Source organism: Pseudomonas sp., from assembly GCF_049653025.1.
Taxonomy (GTDB): Bacteria; Pseudomonadota; Gammaproteobacteria; order Pseudomonadales; family Pseudomonadaceae; genus Aquipseudomonas.
Genome location: NZ_JBASFM010000023.1, coordinates 24,670 through 46,913, shown reverse-complemented (window position 1 = coordinate 46,913; position 22,244 = coordinate 24,670). Strand labels below are relative to the sequence as shown.

17 protein-coding genes are annotated in these 22,244 nt (G+C 62.2%); 13 read left to right on the top strand and 4 right to left on the bottom strand.

The features are described 5' to 3' along the window. Window positions 1-4 precede the first annotated feature (4 nt). A complete protein-coding gene (locus WBK23_RS18370) occupies window positions 5-844 on the top strand; it encodes an alpha/beta fold hydrolase (RefSeq protein ID WP_424485373.1) in 840 nt (279 codons plus the stop codon). On the opposite strand, the gene WBK23_RS18365 is transcribed toward WBK23_RS18370, so the two are convergent. Beyond that, window positions 814-2,676, bottom strand: a complete 1,863-nt coding sequence (locus tag WBK23_RS18365; protein ID WP_424485372.1) for a sensor domain-containing diguanylate cyclase — start codon at window positions 2,674-2,676, stop codon at window positions 814-816. The two genes, WBK23_RS18370 and WBK23_RS18365, sit on opposite strands and share 31 nt — an antisense overlap. A 95-nt stretch (window positions 2,677-2,771) precedes the next feature. Between WBK23_RS18365 and WBK23_RS18360 the strand changes: the two genes are divergently transcribed. From WBK23_RS18360 to WBK23_RS18340, 5 genes are all read left to right on the top strand, one after another. After that, complete coding sequence (locus WBK23_RS18360) at window positions 2,772-3,452, top strand: 6-phosphogluconolactonase (RefSeq protein WP_424485371.1); 681 nt, start codon at window positions 2,772-2,774, stop codon at window positions 3,450-3,452. A gap of 246 nt (window positions 3,453-3,698) precedes the next feature. Beyond that, window positions 3,699-5,507, top strand: coding sequence for a phosphogluconate dehydratase (edd, locus tag WBK23_RS18355; RefSeq protein WP_424485473.1), 1,809 nt, complete (start codon window positions 3,699-3,701; stop codon window positions 5,505-5,507). Window positions 5,508-5,522: 15 nt separating this feature from the next. Then, entirely contained in the window at window positions 5,523-6,173 is a 651-nt protein-coding gene (locus tag WBK23_RS18350) for a bifunctional 4-hydroxy-2-oxoglutarate aldolase/2-dehydro-3-deoxy-phosphogluconate aldolase (protein WP_424485370.1), read from the top strand. Then, a complete protein-coding gene (locus WBK23_RS18345) occupies window positions 6,170-6,619 on the top strand; it encodes an acyl-CoA thioesterase (RefSeq protein ID WP_424485369.1) in 450 nt (149 codons plus the stop codon). Before WBK23_RS18350 ends, WBK23_RS18345 begins: the two co-directional genes overlap by 4 nt. Before the next feature lie 109 nt (window positions 6,620-6,728). Next, window positions 6,729-7,709, top strand: coding sequence for a tRNA dihydrouridine synthase (locus WBK23_RS18340; protein ID WP_424485368.1), 981 nt, complete (start codon window positions 6,729-6,731; stop codon window positions 7,707-7,709). Between the two features lie 3 nt (window positions 7,710-7,712). On the opposite strand, the gene WBK23_RS18335 is transcribed toward WBK23_RS18340, so the two are convergent. Then, window positions 7,713-8,459: an SDR family oxidoreductase gene (locus WBK23_RS18335; protein WP_424485367.1), complete on the bottom strand. Its 747-nt coding sequence runs from the start codon at window positions 8,457-8,459 to the stop codon at window positions 7,713-7,715. A gap of 128 nt (window positions 8,460-8,587) precedes the next feature. Between WBK23_RS18335 and WBK23_RS18330 the strand changes: the two genes are divergently transcribed. Then, window positions 8,588-9,031 (top strand): Hsp20 family protein, encoded by a 444-nt coding sequence (locus WBK23_RS18330; RefSeq protein ID WP_424485366.1) that lies wholly within the window; start codon window positions 8,588-8,590, stop codon window positions 9,029-9,031. Between the two features lie 55 nt (window positions 9,032-9,086). Here WBK23_RS18330 and WBK23_RS18325 read toward each other — a convergent pair whose 3' ends face one another. Then, entirely contained in the window at window positions 9,087-12,386 is a 3,300-nt protein-coding gene (locus WBK23_RS18325) for a PAS domain S-box protein (protein WP_424485365.1), read from the bottom strand. A 103-nt stretch (window positions 12,387-12,489) separates the two neighbouring features. Beyond that, window positions 12,490-13,383, bottom strand: coding sequence for a LysR family transcriptional regulator (locus WBK23_RS18320; RefSeq protein WP_424485364.1), 894 nt, complete (start codon window positions 13,381-13,383; stop codon window positions 12,490-12,492). A gap of 182 nt (window positions 13,384-13,565) precedes the next feature. Between WBK23_RS18320 and leuC the strand changes: the two genes are divergently transcribed. The 6 genes from leuC (at window position 13,566) to WBK23_RS18290 (ending at window position 22,241) form a co-directional block, all read left to right on the top strand. Beyond that, window positions 13,566-14,993, top strand: a complete 1,428-nt coding sequence (gene leuC / locus WBK23_RS18315; RefSeq protein WP_424485363.1) for a 3-isopropylmalate dehydratase large subunit — start codon at window positions 13,566-13,568, stop codon at window positions 14,991-14,993. A gap of 11 nt (window positions 14,994-15,004) precedes the next feature. Continuing rightward, complete coding sequence (gene leuD / locus WBK23_RS18310; RefSeq protein WP_424485362.1) at window positions 15,005-15,652, top strand: 3-isopropylmalate dehydratase small subunit; 648 nt, start codon at window positions 15,005-15,007, stop codon at window positions 15,650-15,652. A gap of 50 nt (window positions 15,653-15,702) precedes the next feature. Then, window positions 15,703-16,785, top strand: coding sequence for a 3-isopropylmalate dehydrogenase (leuB, locus tag WBK23_RS18305; RefSeq protein WP_424485361.1), 1,083 nt, complete (start codon window positions 15,703-15,705; stop codon window positions 16,783-16,785). A 199-nt stretch (window positions 16,786-16,984) separates the two neighbouring features. Next, window positions 16,985-18,097 (top strand): aspartate-semialdehyde dehydrogenase, encoded by a 1,113-nt coding sequence (gene asd / locus WBK23_RS18300; protein WP_424485360.1) that lies wholly within the window; start codon window positions 16,985-16,987, stop codon window positions 18,095-18,097. A 144-nt stretch (window positions 18,098-18,241) separates the two neighbouring features. Beyond that, on the top strand, window positions 18,242-19,252 hold the full coding sequence (locus WBK23_RS18295) for an aspartate-semialdehyde dehydrogenase (RefSeq protein ID WP_424485359.1): 1,011 nt from the start codon (window positions 18,242-18,244) through the stop codon (window positions 19,250-19,252). A 154-nt stretch (window positions 19,253-19,406) separates the two neighbouring features. Further along, the gene (locus tag WBK23_RS18290; RefSeq protein WP_424485358.1) at window positions 19,407-22,241 is read left to right on the top strand and encodes a FimV/HubP family polar landmark protein; all 2,835 of its coding nucleotides are present in this window, start codon (window positions 19,407-19,409) and stop codon (window positions 22,239-22,241) included. Window positions 22,242-22,244: the final 3 nt, after the last annotated feature.

Below are 22,244 nucleotides of genomic sequence, written 5' to 3'. Positions count from 1 at the left end.
GGCAATGAACAACCTGAACTGGATTCGTGGCTTCAATGCCTCGGTGGGTCTGCTGGCTCCGCATGCATTGGCCAGCAAGCTGCGGCGTCAATTTATGACGCCGCACACATTGCCGCCGCGCGACTGGGAGCTGCCGTTGCTGGCGCAGTCCGAGCGCATCACCCTGCGTTTTGGCTTGTCGGCCCTGCGCTGGGGCAGTGGCCCGGCGGTGTTGCTGATGCATGGCTGGGAAGGCCGGCCGACGCAGTTCGCCGAGCTGATCAAGGCCTTGGTCAATGCCGGCTATGGCGTGGTGGCGCTGGATGCGCCGGCGCATGGCCGTTCACCCGGACATGAAGCCAATGTGGTGCTGTTTGCTCGCGCCTTGCTGGAGGCAGCCAGCGAGCTACCACCGCTGAAGGCAGTCATCGGCCATTCGATGGGTGGCGCGAGTGCCTTGCTGGCGACGCAATTGGGCCTGCGCACCGATGCACTGGTCAGCATTGCCGCACCGAGCCGGATTCTCACCATGTTGCGGCGCTTCTCGCGTTTTATGGGCTTGCCACGTCAGGCCCAGGCGCATTTTGTCCGCCTGGTCGAAGAGCAGGCCGGGATTCCCGCCGGGCAACTGGACAGTGCCCGCTATCAGTTGGATTTTCCCGGTTTGATCGTGCACGCGGTGGATGATCCGATGGTGCCATTCAGCGAAGCCGAGGCGATTCACCAGAACTGGTTCGACAGCCGTTTACTGCGCCTGGAAGCGGGCGGGCATCAGCGCGTGTTGGCCGATCCGCAGGTGGTGCAGGCGGTATTGCAGTTGCTCGAGTCGGTGAGTCAGGCCCCGTCGCGGGTGCTGGCCTCGTAGCACGCCACCCGGTTGCGTCCGGCGGCTTTGGCCTGATACAGGGCCTGGTCGGCCTGGCGCAGCAGCTGTTCGCGGTTGCTCTGGGCATCCGGGATCAATGCACACACACCAATGCTCAGGCTTAGCGTGATGCTCAGGCCCTGATACAGGCCGGGGTGGTTGGCGAGGTCCTCGCGCAGTTGCTCCGCCAGGTCGTAGGCACCTGTTTGATCGGTGTCGCAGAGAATGGCAGCGAACTCCTCGCCACCGAAACGGGCGAGCAGGTCGTTACTGCGCATGCGTTGCTGCATGCGCTGCGCGGCATGTTGCAGGCAGGCATCTCCGGCGAGGTGGCCGTGCTGGTCGTTGACCTGTTTGAAGTGGTCGAGATCCATCATCAGCATGGCAATTGGCCGTTGGCTGCGTTTGGCCTGCGCCAGCATGCGCTCCAGTTCTTCGTTGAGTACCTGGCGGTTGAACAGGCCGGTGAGGTTGTCGTGCCGGCTCAGCTCCGCCAGGCGCTGGTTGGCGGCGGCTAATCCCTCCAGGGCGTGCTGCAGCGAGGCCGTGCGTTCGTGTACGCGCGCTTCCAGGCCTTCGTTGATCTGTTTCTGCAGGTCGAGGCTCTTGGCCTGTTCCAGAAGCAGCTGATGCTCGTTGGCGTATAGCTGCTCCTGGGCCCGCTGTTGGGCGCGCTGCGCCTGGCGAATGCGTGCGCCGAGGGCAATCGAGAAGATCACCAGTTCGAGCAGGCCGCCGATCTGCTGGGCGTGCAGGGTCAGCAGGGAGTTGGCGATGATTCCGGTGCCGCTGAGGATGCTGAACAGGCTGGCCACAATCAGGGCTGACCAGCCCAGGGCGAATAGCTTGGCCGGCTGATACCCGGCGCGCCAGCGCAGCAGGGTGAACAGGCAGGCGAAGATGGCGCAAACCACCATCAGGACAAAACTGCCAATCAGCGCAACGGTGTAGGGGGCGCTGAAGGCCAGTACCATCACCAGCAGGCTGCACGCCAGCAGCACCCGGCAGATCCAGGTGTAGGCCGCTGGCCCGGCTTTGAGGTCGAGCACGCCATAGGTGAACAAAATGCCGAAGAAGGTCGCCAGGGCCGAGCTGAGCGGAAAGCTCAGCTGGTGCCAGGCCAATGCCTGCGGCCATAGCCACTGCAAGGCAAAGCCCAGCTGAATAAATTGGTAGAGGCTAAAGCAGGCCACGAACAGGCTGTACCACAGGTAGTTGCGGTCACGGGTGATGACGAAGATCGACAGGTTGTAAATCAGCATCACCAGCAGTGCGCCGAAGAACAGTCCCTGCAACAGCAGCATGCGCTGTTCGTAGTGGCTGAAGGCTGCGCTGCTCATCAGGCTGGCGCTGAGGTTGGCTGAGCCGTCGGTCTGCATGCGCAGGATCAGCTCGCGCTGCTCGCTGCCAGCCAGATTCAGCGGCAAGACCAACTGGCGGTGATTGACCCAGCGCTCATCGAAGGGGCGTTGATCGCCGCCGCGATACACCCGCTCGCCATCCAGGCCATAGACGTCCAGGTAGTCGAGCAGCGGGTTGCCGACCAGCAAGACCCAGTCGATCGGCTGCTCGCTGGGGTTGTGCAAGGTGATGCGCAGCCAGTAGGTGTGCCCGGTGTAGCCGAAGCTGGCATCGCGGCGGGCTACCTCTTGCCAGGCTGAATCGGGCAGCTGACGCACCGTATGGATATCTGCCTGGCCCTGCGGGTCATGCCAGACCTGCATAAGCGGCCCGGGCAGCAACGGTGATTCGCCTGCCACCAGAGGCAGGGCCGCTGCCTGGCTGAGGGCCGGCAGTAACAGCAGCAGGAGTACGCGCAGCAACGCAGTCACACAAGATACTCATGGGGGCGAATGTTCGTAACACACAACAATGGCGCATTATTACGCGGCCTTATGGCATACCGATAGCTTATCCAGGGCGGCTTATGAGTCGAAATACACTGCATTGTCATGCTCAGCGCAGCGAGTGCCTGCAGGCGCTGGCCGCCGCGTTGCGTGCACAAATTCAGCATAGCTTGGCGCAGCAGCCGCGGGTGCGCCTGTTATTGCCCGGCGGCAGCAGCCCGCAGGCCTTGCTGCCGTTGCTGGCGCAGCAGGTGGATAGCCAGCTGATCGACCTCAGCCCCAGTGATGAGCGCTGGGTGCCGGCGCAGGCAGCTGAAAGCAATTGGCAGCTGTTGCAGCAGGGCTTGCCCGGGGCCAACTGCCTGGACCCGCGTCAGGGCGCGACGCCGGCGCAGGCGGCACTGGGTTGGGCTGAGCAGCTTACCCAGTGGCAACCGTTTAGCGCGGTGCTGCTGGGCATGGGGGAAGACGGCCATATCGCCTCGCTGTTTCCCGGCATGCCTGACCTCGCGGCAGCGCTCGACCCCGAAGCCGCGCCTGCGGCCTTGCTGGCGCTGGCCCCGCAGGAGCCGCGTGAGCGTCTGTCGCTGAACCTGGCAATGCTGCAGAGCGGGCAGTGGCTGGGCTTGCTGGCATTCGGGGCGCGCAAGCGCGAGTTGATCGATGCGGTACTGGCCGATCAGCCGGCGGTGCGTGAGTTGCCCTTGTATGCCTGGCTGCAGCGCAGCCCAAGGCCGGTCAATATCTACTGGGCACCCTGAGAACCTGTTTACGATCTGCTGCGCGTCGGCCATCCGGCGTTAAAAACAGCCTCGGAATGCTCATTTACAGCTCGTAAACTCCGCTTCCTCGGCTGTTTTTGCCTTGTCTGGCTCTAGCTCGCGAGATCGTAAACAGGTTCTGAGGGACTATCTAATGTCTGCTGCGCGTCGGTTCTGCTGCGTTAAAAGCAGGCTTTAAGCCGTTACACTGCAAGTATGTACTCGCCGATAAAGGGACCCGTCATGTTGCATCCGGTTGTTGAGCAGGTTACCGCCGCACTGGAAAAGCGTTCGGCCAAGCGCCGCGAACGCTATTTGCAGCGTCTGGCCCTGGCGGCCGGGCGCACTGCGCACCAGGCGCTGGGCTGCTCCAACCTGGCCCATGCCCTGGCGGCGCAGCCCGATGATGCGCGGCTGATCATGAAACAGGGCGGTTCGCCGCATGTCGCGATCATCTCCAGCTACAACGATCTGCTCTCGGCCCATGCGCCGCTCCGGGATTATCCCGAGCGCCTGAAAGTGGCGCTGGCCAAGGCCGGCGCCACCTCGCAGTTCGCCGCTGGCGTGCCGGCCATGTGCGACGGCATCACCCAGGGCGAGGGCGGTATGCAGCTGTCGCTGTTTTCCCGCGACCTGATTGCCCAGGCTGCCGCCATTGGCCTGACCCACGGGATTTTCGACGGCGCGCTGTACCTCGGTGTATGCGACAAGATTGTCCCCGGCCTGCTGATCGGGGCTTTGCACTTCGGCCATCTGCCAGCGGTATTTGTACCGGCCGGGCCCATGCAGTCGGGTTTGCCCAACAAGGAAAAAGCCGCCGTCCGCCAGCGTTACGCCCGTGGTGAAGCCAGCCGTGATGAGCTGCTGGCTGCCGAGCTGGCCGCTTACCATCAGGCCGGCACTTGCACCTTCTACGGCACCGCCAATACCAACCAGCTGTTAATGGAAGCCATGGGTCTGCACGTGCCGGGCAGCGCCTTTATTCACCCCTACACGCCGCTGCGCGATGCCATCACCGATGAGGCCGCGCGCCTGGTCGCGCACAACAGTCGCCAGGGCGAGCGTTATCTGCCGGTCGGCCAGCAGATTGATTCCCATGCCTTGATCAATGCCGTGGTGGCCTTGCTCGCCAGCGGTGGTTCGACCAATCACACCCTGCACCTACCGGCCATTGCCCGGGCCGCTGGCTATGAACTGATCTGGGATGATTTCGCCGCGCTGTCCAAGGTGGTGCCGTTGTTGGCGCGGGTGTATCCCAATGGCGCGGCGGACGTGAATCAGTTCCAGGCCGCTGGCGGCCCCGCCTGGTTGCTGCGTGAACTGCTGGGGGCGGGCTTGCTGCATGAGGATGTGGCCACCGCCGCCGGGCATGGCTTGCACGCCTATACCCGTGAAGCCTGGCTGGATGGCGAGCGCCTGGCCTGGCGCGAGCTGCCGGCGCAGAGCCCGGCTCCAGATATTGTCCGGCATGTCGCTGAGCCGTTTGCCGAGGAGGGCGGGTTGGTGCTGCTCGAGGGCAACCTGGGGCGGGCGATCCTGAAAACCTCAGCGGTCGACCCGGCGTTCTGGCGCATTCATGCCCAAGCGCGAGTTTTCGAAACCGAGGCGGCCGTGCAGGCGGCCTATACGGCCGGAGAGCTGCAAGGTGACCTGGTGCTGGTGGTGCGCTTCCAAGGCCCACGGGCCAATGGCATGCCGGAGCTGCACAAACTGATGCCGCTGCTGGCCAATCTGCAGCAGGCCGGGCAGCGTGTGGCGCTGGTCACCGACGGGCGCATGTCGGGCGCGTCGGGCCAGGTGGCTACGGCGCTGCACGTCTGCCCGGAAGCGGCCGCCGGTGGTGCCTTGGCGCGCTTGCAGGACGGTGACTGGCTGCTGCTGGATGCGCAACAGGGCATTCTGCAGGTCGAGCTGGGCGAGCAACAGTTGGCCGCGCGACCATTGAGTTCGGCCACGGCCGAGCTGGAGTTGGGTTTTGGCCTGGAGATGTTTGCCGCGCAACGGCGTCTGGTCGGTACGGCCGAACAGGGTGCCAGCAGCCTATTTGAAGATTAAGCGAGGGAGCAAAGCATGAGCCTGACGATGGATGCGGTGCTGCAACAGGCCCGCCCGGTGTTGCCGGTGCTGGTGATCGAAGACATCAGCCTGGCGGTGGACCTGGCCCGTGCGCTGCACGTCGGCGGGATTCGCGTGCTGGAAGTGACCCTGCGCACGCCGCGGGCACTGGATGCCCTGGCGGCTATGCGCAAGGAGCTGCCGGACCTGTTGATCGGCGCGGGCACGGTGATCCACGCCGAGCAGTTTCTCGAAGCCCGCGAGGCCGGTGCGCAGTTCGCCGTCAGCCCTGGCTGCACCGAGCGTCTGGCCGCAGCGGCGGAAGATTCCGGCCTGCCGTACCTGCCAGGGGTGATGACGCCGTCCGAAGTGCTGCTGGCGCTGGAATACGGCTATCGCTCGCTGAAGCTGTTTCCGGCCGATGGGGCCACCAGCATCAAGATGCTCAAGAGCTTCAAAGGCCCCTTTACCGGCATTCGTTTCTGCCCGACTGGCGGGGTGACGCCGGATAACCTGCTGGGCTTCCTACGCCTGCCCAACGTCGCCTGCGTCGGCGGCACCTGGATCGCCCCGAGCAACCTGGTGCGCGCCCGCGCCTGGGACCAGATCACCCAGCTGGCTGCCGAGGCCCGTGCTCTGGCCGGTAGTCTGGAGCAGGCATCATGAGCTGGGAGTTGAGCAATCCCTTCGTCATCGACATTCAGGTCACCGCCGACGATATCGACGGCCTGGGCCATGCCAACAACGCGGTGTACGTCAGCTGGCTGGAACGCTGCGCCTGGCGCCATTCGCAGTTTCTCGGCCTGGACCTGAGCGAATACCGCCGCCTCGACCGCGCCATGGCGGTGCTGCGCCATGAGATCGACTACCTGGCCAGCGCCTATGAGGATCAAGAGCTGCAGATGGCCACCTGGATCGTCGAGTCCGACCAGCGCCTGAAGATGGACCGGCGTTTCCAGCTGATTCGTCCGGAAGATGGCGTGACCCTGTTGCGGGCTAAAACCACCTTCGTCTGCATCGAACTTTCCAGCGGCAAGCCCAAGCGTATGCCGTCGGAGTTTGTCGAAGGCTACGGTGCGGCGTTGCAGCCGGCGTTCCCTATGGAGTTGTAACGCCGTTGGGCTAAAGGCTGACCGTTGAACTGCCTCGCCGCGTACACTACGCGGCGTTTTTCTATCTGCGCCTTTTATCTCGGGCGTGGGAATTGTTAAGAGACTGCCTATGCAAATCGCCCTGGCCCCGATGGAGGGGTTGGTCGACGACATTCTTCGCGATGTGCTGACCCGGGTCGGCGGCATCGACTGGTGCGTGACTGAATTTATCCGGGTGACCGAGCGTGTGTTGCCCGTTAGCACTTACGAGAGACTTGCCTCAGAGCTGTTCCGCGGCGCGCAAACGGCTGCCGGTACGCCGCTGCGTGTACAGCTGCTGGGTTCCGATCCCGCTTGCCTGGCCGATAACGCCGCCTTCGCCTGCACCCTGGGCGCGCCGGTGATTGACCTCAACTTCGGCTGCCCCGCCAAGACGGTGAACAAGTCCCGCGGCGGCGCGGTGCTGCTCAAGGAGCCCGAGCTGCTGCATGCCATCGTCCGCGAGGTGCGTCGTACGGTGCCGGCACATATCCCGGTCACCGCCAAGATGCGCCTAGGTTTCGACCATAAGGACGATGCCCTGGAGTGCGCCCAGGCCCTGGCCGATGGCGGTGCGGCGCAGATTGTGGTGCATGCGCGGACCAAGGTCGAAGGCTATAAGCCGCCGGCGCATTGGGAATGGGTGGCGCGGGTGCAGGAAGCGGTCAAAGTGCCGGTATTCGCCAATGGCGAGGTGTGGACCCTGGATGACTGGCGGCGTTGCCGCGAAGTCAGCGGGGTCGAGGACATCATGCTTGGTCGCGGCCTGGTGGCGCGGCCGGATCTGGCCCGGCAGATCGCCGCTGCCAAGGCGGGGCAGACGGTGGTTGAAATGAGCTGGGCCGAGTTTCAGCCTTTGCTCGCCGATTTTTGGCTGCAGGCACGGCGCAAAATGTCGCCGCGCTACGCACCGGGGCGGCTCAAGCAATGGCTGGCCATGCTGACCCGCAGCTACCCCGAGGCCACCGAGCTGTTCAACCTGCTGCGCCGCGAAAGCGACTGCCTGCGCATTGATGCCTTGCTCGGTATCGACTTTGTCGAAGCCGAATGCCAGCAGCAGGCGAGCGCCTGACGATTAGCGTCCACCGCTAACATCCAGCAGCGCGCCGTTGGTGTACGAGGCCTGTTCGCTGGCCAGCCAGAGAATCGCTTCGGCCACTTCACTGGCCAGGCCGCCACGGCCCATGGGGATGCTCTGGCTGATTCGCGCGACCCGCTCTGGCTCGCCACCGCTGGCGTGAATCTCAGTCTCAATCACCCCAGGTCGCACCGCGTTGACGCGAATACCTTCAGCCGCCACTTCCTTGGCCAGACCCAGGGTCATGCTGTCGATCGCGCCTTTGGCGGCGGCGTAGTCGATATATTCGCCCGGTGCGCCGATTCGCGCGGCGATTGACGACAGGTTGACGATGACGCCGCCATGGCCGCCCAGGCGGGTCGACATGCGTTTGATCGCTTCGCGGCTGCACAGGAAACTGCCGAACACATTGGTGGCGAATACCCGCTGCCAACGCGCCAGATCCATCTGCTCAAGGCGCATCTGCGTCTCCAGCATGCCGGCGTTGTTGACCAGTACATCGAGGCGGCCAAAGTGCTGATCGAGGCGGGCGAACAGCTGCATCATCTGGCCTTCATCGGCCACATCGGCCTGCACGGCAATGGCCTGGCCACCTGCCTGGGTGATCTCGCTCACCAGCGCTTCAGCCGCTGCCTGTTGCCGGTGGTAGTTCAGGCACAGCGCGTAACCCTGGGCGGCCGCGAGCCTGGCGGTGGCGGCACCGATACCGCGGCTGGCACCGGTGATCAGCATGACCTTGCTCATCGAATTGCTCCCTGTAAGAAAATTTTGCAGAGGCTTGAAATCTACCTGAGTAGCCACATTTTTAGGGGTGTGGGATGCCGAAGTCGGGTCCCGCATTAACCACTCGCTGAATCTCAGGAGATCTAGACATGACTGCTTTTTCCATGACCCCACTGTTTCGTCAGTCCGTTGGTTTCGACCGTTTCAATGACCTGTTCGAGTCGGCCATGCGCAACGAGGCGGGTAGCAGCTATCCACCCTACAACGTCGAGAAGTATGCCGACGACCAATACCGCATCGTCGTCGCGGCGGCCGGTTTCCAGGAAGACGACCTGGAGCTGCAGGTCGAGCGCGGCGTGTTGACCGTTACCGGCGGCAAGCGCGACACCAGCGCCGAGAGCGTGATTTATCTGTACCAGGGCATCGCCCAGCGTGCGTTCAAACTGTCGTTCCGCTTGGCCGACCATATCGAGGTCAAGTCCGCCAGCCTGGTCAACGGCCTGCTGAATATCGACCTGGTGCGCATCGTGCCGGAAGAGGCCAAGGCCAAGCGCATCCCGATCGGTGCAGGCCGCAGCGTGTTGCACAGCTAAGCCACGCGGTTAGTTGCGGATGAGAAGGGCACCTATCTAGGTGCCCTTTTTTGTTTCAGCGCCTGGCTTGCTGCGGGCTGTCGCTCAGCAGCTGGCGGAACTGTGGCAGCGGCACCGGTTTGCTGAACAGGTAGCCCTGGTAGTGGTGGCAGCCTTGTTGCTGGAGGAACTCCAGCTGGTCGGCTTGTTCGACGCCCTCGGCAATCATGGCCAGGCCCAGGCTGCGGGCCATGGCGACGATGGCGCGGATGATTTCGGCGTCGTTGACGTCCAGGGTGGCGTCGCGGACGAAGGACTGGTCGATCTTCAGCACATCCACCGGCAGGCGCTTGAGGTAGGTCAGCGAGCTGTAGCCGGTGCCGAAGTCATCCATGGCGAAGCTCACGCCGAGGCGCTTGAGGCGGTTCATCTTGGCGATGGTGTCGTCGATGTTCTGGATCACGATGCCTTCGGTGATTTCCAGTTTGAGCATGGCCGGCGGCAGCTGACTGTTGGCCAGGCTGGTTTCCACTCGCTCGACGAAGTCCGGCTGGCGGAACTGGCGTGGGCTGATGTTTACACACAGGCTGAACTCGTGGGACTCGACCAGGCCCTGGGCGAGCAGTTGCGCGCAGCTGTGGCAGGCTTCGGCGAGTACCCAGCCGCCGACTTCGAGAATCAGCCCGCTTTCTTCCAGGATGTGGATAAACAGCGCCGGCGATTGTGCGCCCAGTGTCGGGTGCATCCAGCGCAGCAGGGCTTCGGCACCAATGATTTGGTTGTTGCGCGCATCCACCTGGGGTTGGAAATACAGCTCGAACTCGCCCCTGGCGAGGGCCAGGCGCAGGTCGTTCTCCAGGCGCAGGCGTTCGCTGGCGGCCTTCTGCATGGTGTTGCGAAACAGCTGGATGGTATTGCGCCCGGAATCCTTGGCGCGGTAAAGGGCGATATCGGCACGTTTCAGCAGGTCGGCTGGGGTGTCGCCATGGTCGGGAATCAGGGCGATGCCGATGCTCGGAGTGACCTGCAACTGGTGACCGTCGAGCAGCATCGGTTCGGCTAGCAACTGGCGCAGCTTCTCCGCCACGGCGCGCACATGCTGGACCACGCTCGCGCGCTTGCCTTCGAGGCCGGAGATCAGCACGACAAACTCATCGCCGCCGAGGCGCGCCACCGTGTCTTCCTGGCGCACGCTGGCTTCCAGGCGTGCGGTAACCAGCTTGAGCACGGCATCGCCGACCGGGTGACCGAGCGAGTCGTTGATGTGCTTGAAGTGGTCGAGGTCGATAAACAGCAGCGCGCCGCGCAACTGATGGCGTTTGAGCAGGGCGATCTGCTGGGTCAGGCGGTCGAGCAGCAGGGCGCGGTTGGGCAGGTTGGTCAGCGAGTCGTGGTAGGCCAGGTGTTGTATCTGGGCTTGGGCGCTTTTCAGCTCGCCGATGTCGCGGGCGGTGAGCAGCAGGCAGGGGGTGTTGTTGAGTTCGATGGGTTCGACCGACACCTCGACCAGCTTGATCGTGCCGTCACGGTGCTTGCCGCGCATTTCCATGTGGTAGACATGGCCGTCGCGCTTGAGTCGCTGCACCATCTGCTCACGTTCGCTCAGGTCCGCCCAGACGTTGAGCTCCATGGCACTGCGGCCGATTACTTCATTGGGTGCATAGCCAGTGAGGCGGCCGAAGCCTTCGTTGACCTCGATATAGCGGCCGTTGTCGCGTTCGGTAATGGTGATGGCGTCGGGGCTGGAGTGGAACGCCAGGGCGAATTTCTCCTGGCTGGCTTGCAGCTCGGCTTGGGCTTTCTGCCGTTCGCTGATATCGCGGAAGGTGGTAAGAATGCAGCGCTGGTTGCTGACAAGTACAACCCGAGAGGAGACCACGCACGTAATGATGCGGCCATTTTTGGCGCGGTAGTCTGCAACTTCGTTGTGCAGAACTTGGTCGTGCTTGAGCTTTCCTGCGAGGCGATTGCGTTGATTGAGATCGGCCCACAGTTTGATGTCGGTCATCTTGTGCCCGATCACCTCCTCGGGTTGCCAGCCGAAGGCCTGACTGAAGCTGGCATTGATTTCCAGGGCGATGCCGTCGGGCAAGGTGGTCAGAGAAATCGGGTCGGGGCTGGCCTGGAACAGGCTGGCAAACTTCTCCTCGGAGGCGGCCAGGCTCTGTTCGCGGCGCACCCGTTCGCTGATGTCGATCAGGATGCCGGCCATGCGCTCGGGCTTGCCGTCGGCATCGCGGTAGAGCTTGGCGGTGCTTTCCAGGTAGTGCACTTGCTGGTTGGCATAGACCGCGCGGTAGGTCACCTGGTAGTCCTGGGTAAGGCCCTGCGCCAGGTGATTGAAGTGTTTGCGCATGGCTTGGCGATCTTCCAGCGGTACGTAGCTGAAGAATTTGCGGAAATCGTCATGGAAGGGCTCGTCCGCCAGGCCGTGCAGCTTTGCGGCGCGCGCCGAGCCGAACAACATATTGCTGGGGATATGCCAGTCCCAGGTGCCCAGGTCGGCGGAGTCCAGGGCCAGGTTCAGGCGTTCCTGGCTGTCTTGCAGGGCCTGCTCCTGCTGGCGTTGCAGGGTGATGTCGCGCAGCGACAGGACCAGGCAGGGCATGCCGTCGAGGGTGATTTCACCGCCAAATATCAGGTTTTTGCGGATGCTGCCGTCGCGGTGATAAAGCGGGATCTCAAGGCCGTTGAGTGTGTTGTTCTTGACCGCATCCATCATCCGTTGACGGTCTTCCAGGCGCGCCCAGATGCCCATTTCCAGCGAGGTGCGCCCCAGGGTTTGCTCGCTGCTCCAGCCAAACTGGCGTTCGAACCCGGCGTTGACTTCGATAAAGCGTCCGCTGCTCTTGTCGGTGATCACCACCGCGTCGGGGCTGTAGTTGAAGGCCTGGGCGAATTTTTCCTCGCTGCTGCGCAGCGCCTGGTCGCGCGATTGCTGATTGCTGATGTCACGGATGACACCCATCACCCGTGGCTTGCCGTCGGCGTCCTGCTGCAGGCTGCCGCTGATTTCCAGCCAGTGCAGGCTGCCGTCGGGCCAACGGATGCGGTGGCGAAAGGCGCGGTTGCTCGGGTTGCCGGCGAGCAGTTGCTCGAATAGCAGCAGGACGCCGGCACGATCCTCTTCGGGGATCAGCTCGATATAGTCGATCTGTTTGCGCAGCGGCTTTTTGGGGTCAAGGCCGAACAATGCCTGCGCGCCGCGCGACCAGCTGACTCGGCCGCTTTCGATATCCCAGTACCAGGCTCCCAGGTTGGCCCCATTGAGGGCGCGCAGCAGGCGCGGTGCATCATTCCAAGTGTTTTCGAACTCGGCGGGATCGAGTGCCGGGATAAAGGGCAGGGGCGGACGGCGATCACTGGATTTAGCCACGACCAACTCTTCCTGTGCATGCGTGGGTTTCGTGGTCGCTGGCTGAGCAACTGGGCTGAGTCATGCAGAAACCTTTCTTATCGTTATAAGCCCACGTTAGCCCTTAGTCCCTGGCCATTGCAAGGCCATCACGCTGGGCATCCAGCAGGTCCATAAAGGCTCGCGCAGCGTTGGAAAGGGTGCGTTCGGTATGGCTGATATAGCCCAGCTGGCGCGTCAGCTGAATGCCCGGCAGAGGCAGGCGCGCGACCTGCTCATCGAGCATGGTGCGCGGCAGCACGCTCCAGGCCAGGCCGATGGAAACCATCATCTTGATGGTTTCCAGGTAGTTGGTGCTCATGGCGATGTTCGGCGTCAGCCCCTGGGCCTCGAACAGGCGGCGCACGATATGGTGGGTGAAGGTGTTGCCGCCGGGAAATACCGCCGGGTGATGCGCCACATCGGCCAGGCTGACTGCGCCGTTGCGCGCCAGCGGGTGTTCCGGCGCGGCGACGAAGTCCAACGGGTCGTCCCACACGGCCACCGCATGCACCGGCTCACGGGTTTCCGGGGCCAGGGTGATGACTGCCAGCTCGGCGCGGCCGTGCAGCACTTCTTCATAGGCCACTTCGGAGTCGAGAAACTGGATATCCAGCGCCACCTGCGGGTGCGCGCGGGTAAAGGCGCGCAGCAACGGCGGCAGGCGATGCAGGCCAATATGGTGGCTGGTGGCCAAGGTCAAGCGGCCGCTTATCTCGCCATTCAGATTGGTCAGCGCACGGCGCGTATCATCGAGCACATTGAGAATCTGGTAAGCCCGCGGCAACAGCGCGCGGCCGGCCTCGGTCAGGCTGACCTCGCGGCCCAGGCGATCGAACAGGCGCACATTGAGCTGTTGCTCCAGGCTGGCGATGCGTTTGCTCACCGCCGGCTGGGTCAGGTGCAGGCGCTCCGCCGCTTCGGAAAAGCTGCCGAGCTCGGCGATGGCAATAAAGGCATTCAGGGTGGCGAGGTCCATGCGGCTGTTCCTGGCAGTGGGCGGAGCGCATTGCGCGCGACTCAAGCTTACTTGTATTCCAATGAGGAATCCTTCGGATGAAAAATATGAATTTGAGTAATTTAATTCAAGCCCATAGGATTACCCCATAAGCCGAAGGGCCATTTGCCCTGGCATAGAAATAGGTTGATGAGGGAAAGCTGATGGCCGGCAAAACGCTCTACGACAAGCTCTGGGACATGCACGAAGTGAAGCGCCGCGACGATGGTTCGTCGCTGATCTACATCGACCGGCATATCCTCCACGAAGTGACCTCGCCCCAGGCCTTTGAAGGCTTGCGTCTGGCCAGCCGCAAACCGTGGCGCATCGACGCCAACATCGCCACCCCGGACCACAACGTGCCGACCACCAAGGCCGAGCGTCAGGGCGGACTGGAAGCCATCGCCGATGAAGTGTCGCGGATTCAGGTGCAAACCCTGGATGAGAACTGCGATGACTTCGGCATCCTCGAATTCAAGATGAACGACATCCGCCAGGGCATCGTCCACGTGGTCGGCCCGGAGCAGGGCGCGACCTTGCCGGGCATGACCGTGGTCTGCGGCGACTCGCACACCTCGACCCACGGCGCATTCGGCGCGCTGGCGCATGGCATTGGCACCTCGGAGGTCGAGCATGTGCTGGCCACCCAGTGCCTGGTGGCGAAGAAGATGAAGAACATGAAGGTCGCGGTCGAAGGCCAGTTGCCGTTCGGCGTGACCGCCAAGGACATCGTCCTCGCGGTGATCGGCAAGATTGGCACCGCCGGCGGCAATGGCCATGCGTTGGAGTTCACCGGTAGCGCGATCCGCGACTTGTCGCTGGAAGGGCGCATGACCATCTGCAACATGTCCATCGAAGCCGGTGCCCGCGTCGGCCTGGTTGCGGTGGATGAGAAGACCATCGCCTACGTCGAAGGTCGTCCGTTTGCCCCGAAAGGTGCCGATTGGGCCGCCGCTGTGGCGCAGTGGCAGGACCTGGTGTCCGATGCCGATGCGCATTTCGACACCGTGGTCGAATTGCGTGCCGAGGACATCAAGCCGCAGGTCAGCTGGGGCACTTCGCCGGAAATGGTGCTGGCGGTGGATCAGAACGTGCCGGACCCGGCCGCCGAAAGCGATCCGGTGAAGAAGGATTCGATCATCCGCGCCCTGAAATACATGGGTTTGCAGGCCAATCAGGCAATCACCGATATCCAGCTGGACCGCGTATTCATCGGCTCCTGCACCAACTCGCGCATCGAAGACCTGCGCGCTGCCGCTGAGGTCGCCAAGGGCCGCAAGGTCGCCAGCACCATCAAGCAGGCGATGGTGGTGCCGGGCTCCGGCCTGGTCAAAGCCCAGGCGGAAAAAGAAGGTTTGCACCACATCTTCATCGAAGCCGGTTTTGAATGGCGCGAGCCGGGTTGCTCGATGTGCTTGGCGATGAACCCGGACAAACTCGGCAGTGGCGAGCATTGCGCGTCCACCTCCAACCGCAACTTCGAAGGCCGTCAGGGGGCCGGTGGGCGTACCCATCTGGTCAGCCCGGCGATGGCCGCCGCCGCTGCGGTGACCGGCCGCTTTATCGATGTGCGCGAATTGATCCAGGCCTGAGGAGACCGACCATGAAAGCCTTTACCCAACACACCGGTCTCGTTGCACCGCTCGATCGGGCCAACGTCGACACCGACCAGATCATCCCCAAGCAGTTCTTGAAGTCGATCAAGCGCTCAGGCTTCGGCCCCAACCTGTTCGATGAGTGGCGTTACCACGATGTCGGCCAGCCGAACCAAGACAACTCCAAGCGCCCGGTGAATCAGGAGTTCGTGCTGAACTTCGCGCGTTACCAGGGTGCCAGCGTGCTGCTGGCGCGGGAGAACTTCGGTTGCGGTTCGAGCCGCGAACACGCGCCTTGGGCGCTTGAAGAGTACGGTTTCCGCACGATCATCGCGCCGAGCTTTGCCGATATCTTCTTCAACAACAGCTTTAAGAACGGTTTGCTGCCGATCATCCTTAAAGAAGAAGAGGTCGATGCGTTGTTCCAGCAGGCGGAGGCCGCTGTTGGCTACCAACTGACCGTCGACCTGGCTGCGCAAACCGTGACCCGTCCGGATGGCGTGCAGTACAGCTTCGAGGTCGATGCTTTCCGCAAGCATTGCCTGCTCAATGGCCTGGACGATATCGGCCTGACCCTGCAGGACAGCGATGCGATCAAGACCTTTGAAACCACATATCAGCAGCGCAGCCCTTGGCTGTTCGGCGCAATCAAGTAATCAGCGGGCGAGTGTATCCACCACTCGCCGATTAATGAGTTGAGAAAAGCATGTCCAAACAGATTTTGATTCTCCCCGGCGACGGTATCGGCCCGGAAATCATGGCCGAAGCGGTCAAGGTGCTGAACCTGGCCAACGACAAGTACAACCTGGGTTTCGAGCTGAGCTTCGATGACCTCGGTGGCGCGGCCATCGACCGTTACGGCGTGCCGCTGGCTGACGAAACCCTGGCTCGCGCCAAGGCCGCCGATGCCATTCTGCTCGGCGCTGTGGGCGGCCCGAAGTGGGACGCCATTGACCCGGCGATCCGCCCGGAGCGCGGCCTGCTGAAGATTCGCTCGCAGCTGGGCCTGTTCGGCAACCTGCGCCCGGCGATTCTCTATCCGCAACTGGCCGATGCCTCCAGCCTCAAGCGCGAGATCGTCGCCGGTCTGGATATCCTCATCGTGCGTGAGCTGACCGGTGGCATCTATTTCGGCCAACCGCGCGAGAGCAAGGTGCTGGAAAACGGCGAGCGCATGGCCTACGACACCCTGCCGTACAGCGAGAGTGAAATCCGTCGTATTGCCCGGGTCGGCTTCGACATGGCCCGTGTACGTGGCAAGAAGCTCTGCTCGGTGGACAAGGCCAACGTGCTGGCCTCCAGCCAACTCTGGCGCGCCGTGGTGATTGAAGTGGCCAAGGATTACCCGGACGTTGAACTGAGCCACATGTACGTGGATAACGCCGCCATGCAGCTGGTGCGCGCACCGAAGCAGTTCGACGTGATGGTCACCGACAACATGTTCGGCGACATCCTTTCGGATGAAGCCTCCATGCTCACCGGCTCCATCGGCATGCTGCCGTCGGCGTCGCTGGATGCCAACAACAAGGGCATGTACGAGCCGTGCCACGGCAGCGCGCCGGATATCGCCGGGCATGGCATTGCCAACCCGTTGGCGACCATTCTGTCGGTGTCGATGATGCTGCGTTACAGCTTCAATCAGACGGCTGCAGCCGATGCCATCGAACTGGCCGTGAGCAAGGTGCTCGATCAGGGCCTGCGCACTGGTGATATCCATAGCGCCGGCACGACCAAGGTCGGCACCGCGGCAATGGGTGATGCGGTAGTCGAAGCGCTGCGTAGTCTGTAACAGGCCGGTGAAAAACGTTAGCGAGGCAGCCAGCGCAAGGCAAAAACAGGCGAAAAAGCGGAGTTTACGAGTTGTAAATGAGCATTTTGAGCCTGTTTTTAACGCAGTGATGGCAACGTAGGTAGTTTTTCAACAGCCTGGTAATCTTCCTGGCTCGCCTGAGGGTCTCCGGCGGTCAGCTCATATAGGTGTAGTGGTTATGAAACGTGTAGGTCTGATCGGTTGGCGCGGCATGGTCGGTTCCGTGCTGATGCAACGCATGCTGGAAGAGCAGGATTTCGACTTGATCGAGCCGGTGTTCTTCACCACCTCCAATGTCGGCGGCCAAGGCCCGGCGATTGGCAAGGAAACGGCGCCCTTGAAGGACGCCTACAGCATTGACGAGCTGAAAAGCCTGGACGTGATCCTCACTTGTCAGGGTGGCGACTACACCAATGAAGTCTTCCCCAAGCTGCGCGAAGCTGGCTGGCAGGGTTACTGGATCGATGCCGCCTCGTCGCTGCGCATGGACGACAGCTCGGTCATCGTGCTCGACCCGGTCAACCGCAAGGTCATCGACCAGCAGCTGGATGCCGGTACCAAGAACTACATCGGCGGCAACTGCACCGTCAGCCTGATGCTGATGGCCCTAGGCGGCCTGTATGAAGCCGGCCTGGTCGAGTGGATGAGCGCCATGACCTATCAGGCGGCATCCGGTGCCGGCGCGCAGAATATGCGTGAGCTGATCAAGCAGATGGGCGCGATCAACGCCAGTGTGGCCGATGAACTGGCTGACCCGGCCAGCGCCATCCTGGATATCGACCGCAAGGTGGCGCAAGCCATGCGCGGCGAGTCGTTCCCGGTGGACAACTTCGGCGTACCGCTGGCCGGCAGCCTGATCCCATACATCGACAAGGAACTGCCGAACGGCCAGAGCCGTGAAGAGTGGAAAGGCCAGGCGGAAACCAACAAGATCCTCGGTCGCTTCAAGAGCCCGATCCCGGTCGACGGCCTGTGCGTGCGTATCGGCGCGATGCGCTGCCACAGCCAGGCATTAACCATCAAGTTGAACAAAGATGTACCGCTGTCGGACATCGAAGGCCTGATCAGCCAGCACAATCCTTGGGTCAAACTGGTGCCAAACCAGCGTGAAGCGAGCATCCGCGAGCTGGGCCCGACTGCTGTAACCGGCACCTTGAGCGTACCGGTTGGGCGTCTGCGCAAGCTCAATATGGGCTCGCAATACCTCGGCGCGTTCACCGTGGGTGACCAGCTGCTGTGGGGCGCGGCCGAGCCGCTGCGGCGCATGCTGCGCATCCTGCTGGAGCGTTAATCGCGCTGCGCTGATACGCAAACAGGCTGTCTGCGAGGAGCGGGCTGGCGGGTGAACGAGTCAAATCGAGCGCCCGTCAGTCCGCTCCTTTGCATTTGGCGGGTGCAGCTATACAGTGCTGGGCTTATTTCCGCGAGCCTTGTCATGACCCGTACTTTTGAAATTGCCGTCATTGGTGCCACCGGTAGCGTGGGCGAGGCCTTGGTGCAGCTGCTGGAGGAGCGCGAGTTTCCGGCGGCCAATCTGCATCTGGTGGCCAGCGGTGAGTCGGCTGGGCGCTCCTTGTCTTACAAGGGCAAGAATCTGCGCGTACGTGATCTGGAAACCTTTGATTTTGCCAGTGTGCGTCTGGTGTTTTTCGCCGCCGGCAGCAAAGTGACGCAGAAATATGCGGCGCAGGCCGGCGCTGCCGGTTGCGCGGTGATCGATTTGGCCGCAGGCCTGCCGTCCGAGCAGGCTCCGCGGGTTATTCCGGAAGTTAACCCCGACGTGCTGGCTGGGCTGACCGCCCCCTATCTGTTGACCAGTCCAAGTGCTCCAAGTATTGCCTTGGCCGCCGTGCTGGCGGCGTTGCCTGAGCAGATCAATATTCGGCGGGTGATCGTGACGGCTTGCCTGGCGGTTTCCAGTCGCGGGCGTGAAGGAGTCTCTGAGCTGGCGCGGCAGACCGCTGAGCTGCTTAATGGTCGCTCTTTCGAGCCGCAGCTGTTTGATCGGCAAATGGCATTCAACCTGCTGGCGCAGGTCGATCAAGGCGATGAGCAGGGGCATGGCGTGCTGGAACGGCAGATCGCCGCTGAACTTAAAGAGCTGTTGGGGTTGCCGCAGTTGCAGGTCGCGGTGTCCTGCATCCAGGCACCGGTGTTTTTTGGCGACAGCTTGAGTGTGTCGCTGCAGGCTGAATCGGCCATTGACCTGAAACAGGTCTACGCCGCATTGGACGCCGCGCCCGCACTGGAATTGGTTGAGCTGGGCGATTATCCGACGGCGGTTGGCGATGCTGTCGGCCAAGATGTGGTCTATGTTGGCCGGGTGCGCGCCGGTTTGGCTGATCCGGCCGAACTCAATTTGTGGATTGCGTCTGATAATGTGCGAAAAGGCGCGGCGCTGAATGCTGTGCAAATAGCCGAGTTGTTGATAAAACACTATCTGTAAAAGATACTTACCTAGAAATTTGAAGAATCTTTCGAGCTTGGCAATACTGGCTGAGTTGATTGCTGTGCGGGGTTACACCTTCGGGTGGGGCAGGCAGCAATTTTCAAGATCCTCTCGCTTGTCGAGAAAAAAAGATAAAACAAGGGATAACGCTATGGTTCGGGTTCGCAAACTGGTGCTGGCAATCGCAGCTGCTTCGGCACTGTCATCCGGTATGGCGCATGCGCTGGGGCTGGGTGAAGTGACCTTGCAATCGGCGCTCAATCAGCCTTTGGTGGCTGAGATTGAGTTGCTGGAAGTGCGCGACCTGGCTTCCAATGAAGTCCTGCCGACCCTGGCGTCCCCGGAAGCATTCAACAAAGCCGGTGTGGATCGTCAGTATTTTCTGACTGACCTGAAGTTCACCCCGGTGCTCAAGCCCAATGGCAAAAGCGTTATTCGGGTGACCTCCAGCAAACCCATGCGTGAGCCTTACCTGAACTTCCTGGTAGAGGTGCTGTGGCCCAATGGCCGCTTGCTGCGTGAGTACACCCTGCTGCTCGACCCGCCGCTCTACACCCCGCAAAGCGTGATTCCGGCTGCTGCCCGTCTGCCGGTAGCCGCTGCAGCCCCGGCACCGCGTGTGCAGGCCCCAGCCGTTGCGCCGCGCCCGGTGGCTGCCGCTCCAGCCGCTACTGCGCCAGTACGCCCTGCTGCGCCAACAGCGCCTGCCGCTCCAGCTGCGACCCCGCTGGAAGGCAATGAATACAAAACCACCGCCAACGACACCCTCTGGGAAATTGCCCAGCGCGTACGCGATGGCGGCAGCGTGCACCAAGCCATGCTGGCGATTCAGGATCTGAATCCGGATGCCTTTGTTGGCGGCAACATCAATCGCTTGAAGAACGGCCAAGTGCTGCGCCTGCCCGATGAGCAGCAGATCAAGAGCCGTGCCCAGGGCGAAGCTATCGCTCAGGTCGCCGAACAGAATGCCGCATGGCGCGAAGGTCGCAGTGTCGCGGCCAGTGCGCGGCAGCTGGATGCAACCAAGCGTACCTCGGCGGCAGACACTCCGGCCAAGGTCGCTACCGGCGACAAGCTGAAGCTGGTGGCTGCCGATAGCGGCAAAGCCACTGCCGGCAGCGACAAGGGCGCGCCTGACAGCAAGGCTCTGACCGACAAGCTGGCGGTCACCCAGGAAAGTCTCGATTCCAGCCGTCGTGAGAACGACGAACTGAAAGGCCGCATGGGCGACCTGCAAAGCCAATTGGACAAGCTGCAGCGTCTGATTCAGCTCAAAGACGACCAGATGGCCAAGTTGCAAGCCGATCTGGCCGCTCAGGGCAAAGCCGCCCCAGTCGTCCCAGTTGCACCGGCAGCTGTGGCAGAAACGCCAGTGGTAGCAGCCGAGCCTGCACCTGTAGAGCCAGCGCCAGTTGTTACGGCCCAAGAGCCAGCGGCCGCTGCGCCAGTAGTACCGGCGGTACCTGCCGAACAGGATTTCAACTACAGCGAAGAAGCGGCCAAGCCTGAAGTGGTTGCGCCAGAGCCGGCTCCGGTCGTTGTTCCTGCTCCTGAAGTGGTCGAGCCTGCTGCTCCGGCAGTGGCAACGCCGCCCGTTGAGGAAGTAGCAGTAGATAGCAGCGCTATTGATGATCTGCTGGCCAACCCGATGCTGTTGGGTGTCGCCGGTGGCGGCGCGTTGTTGGTGCTGCTGGTCGCGCTGATGATGCTGTCGCGCCGCAATGCCATGAAAGAAGCCGAGTTGCAGGAAAGCCTGGCGGCTGACGAGCACGCTGGCGAGCTGGGCGGCATCGATCTGCCGGGCGACAGTTTTGATGGTTTGGCTGACGATCTGGCCGATAGCCAGCAGAGCACTGCCGCAGGTGAAGAGCGTGTGACCGCGCAAACCGGCGATGCGCTGGGCGAGGCGGATATCTACATCGCCTACGGTCGTTTCCCTCAGGCTGCCGAATTGCTGCAGGGTGCTATCAACGACGAGCCGCAACGCGGCGACCTGCGCCTGAAACTGATGGAAGTCTATGCCGAGATGGGCGACCGTAATGGTTTTGCCCGTCAGGAAAATGAACTACGTGAAATCGGTGGCAGTGCTGCCGAGCTTGATCAGATCAAGGCCAAGTATCCAGCCATGATCGCCGCTGCCGGCCTTGCTGCCGTGGCCGCCGAAGAGAGCCTGGACAGCTTCAGCCTGGATGACCTGACCCTCGACGAACCGACTGCCAAGGCAGCTGTTGCCGATCAGGATGATGGTTTCGACCTGAGCCTGGATGATCTTGAGTCGGAGCTGGATCGTGACCTGCAAGCTGCGGGTGACTCTGCTGCACTGAATGACTTGGACAGCCTGTCGCTGGACAGCGATCTGGACTTCAGTTCGCCAGTTGAGCAAGCCAATAACACCGATGACGACCTGGGCTTTGATCTGAGCCTGGCCGATACTGGCAGTGACAGCCTGGATCTGGATGGCGACCTGGCTGACTTCAGCCTGGATCTGGATGAGCCAAGCAAGCCTTCCGCTGCTGCCGAAGATGATTTCCTTCTGAGCCTGGATGATGAGCCAAGCGCTGCGCCGGTTGCGCCAGCGCCAAGTTTCGACTTGCCAGCTGAAGAAGAGGCGGGTGGTGCGTTCGATCTGCCGGCCGATTTCGATCTGTCGCTGAATGATGAAGCGCCGGCTCAGCCTTCCGGCGATAGCTTTGCGGCCCAGCTCGATGAAGTGAATGCTGAGCTGGATTTGCTTGCTGATGATCTCGATCAATCGGTCGAGCTGGATATGCCGGTCGCCGCTGCTTCCAGCGCGGCGCTGGACAATGATGATGACTTCGACTTCCTCTCCGGGACCGATGAGACCGCGACCAAGCTCGACCTGGCGCGCGCCTACATCGACATGGGCGATACCGAAGGTGCCCGTGACATCCTCGATGAGGTCATCACTGAAGGTAACGAAGGTCAGCAACAGGAAGCTCGCGAGCTGATCGCTAAATTGGTTTGATAC

Bases quoted from the DNA above. Each gene is read 5' to 3' on its own strand.
- WBK23_RS18370 (WP_424485373.1), top strand. From the start codon at position 5: ATGAACAACCTGAACTGGATTCGTGGCTTCAATGCCTCGGTGGGTCTG.
- WBK23_RS18360 (WP_424485371.1), top strand. From the start codon at position 2,772: ATGAGTCGAAATACACTGCATTGTCATGCTCAGCGCAGCGAGTGCCTG.
- WBK23_RS18350 (WP_424485370.1), top strand. From the start codon at position 5,523: ATGAGCCTGACGATGGATGCGGTGCTGCAACAGGCCCGCCCGGTGTTG.
- WBK23_RS18345 (WP_424485369.1), top strand. From the start codon at position 6,170: ATGAGCTGGGAGTTGAGCAATCCCTTCGTCATCGACATTCAGGTCACC.
- WBK23_RS18340 (WP_424485368.1), top strand. From the start codon at position 6,729: ATGCAAATCGCCCTGGCCCCGATGGAGGGGTTGGTCGACGACATTCTT.
- WBK23_RS18335 (WP_424485367.1), bottom strand. From the start codon at position 8,459: ATGAGCAAGGTCATGCTGATCACCGGTGCCAGCCGCGGTATCGGTGCC.
- WBK23_RS18330 (WP_424485366.1), top strand. From the start codon at position 8,588: ATGACTGCTTTTTCCATGACCCCACTGTTTCGTCAGTCCGTTGGTTTC.
- WBK23_RS18320 (WP_424485364.1), bottom strand. From the start codon at position 13,383: ATGGACCTCGCCACCCTGAATGCCTTTATTGCCATCGCCGAGCTCGGC.
- leuC (WP_424485363.1), top strand. From the start codon at position 13,566: ATGGCCGGCAAAACGCTCTACGACAAGCTCTGGGACATGCACGAAGTG.
- leuD (WP_424485362.1), top strand. From the start codon at position 15,005: ATGAAAGCCTTTACCCAACACACCGGTCTCGTTGCACCGCTCGATCGG.
- leuB (WP_424485361.1), top strand. From the start codon at position 15,703: ATGTCCAAACAGATTTTGATTCTCCCCGGCGACGGTATCGGCCCGGAA.
- asd (WP_424485360.1), top strand. From the start codon at position 16,985: ATGAAACGTGTAGGTCTGATCGGTTGGCGCGGCATGGTCGGTTCCGTG.
- WBK23_RS18295 (WP_424485359.1), top strand. From the start codon at position 18,242: ATGACCCGTACTTTTGAAATTGCCGTCATTGGTGCCACCGGTAGCGTG.
- WBK23_RS18290 (WP_424485358.1), top strand. From the start codon at position 19,407: ATGGTTCGGGTTCGCAAACTGGTGCTGGCAATCGCAGCTGCTTCGGCA.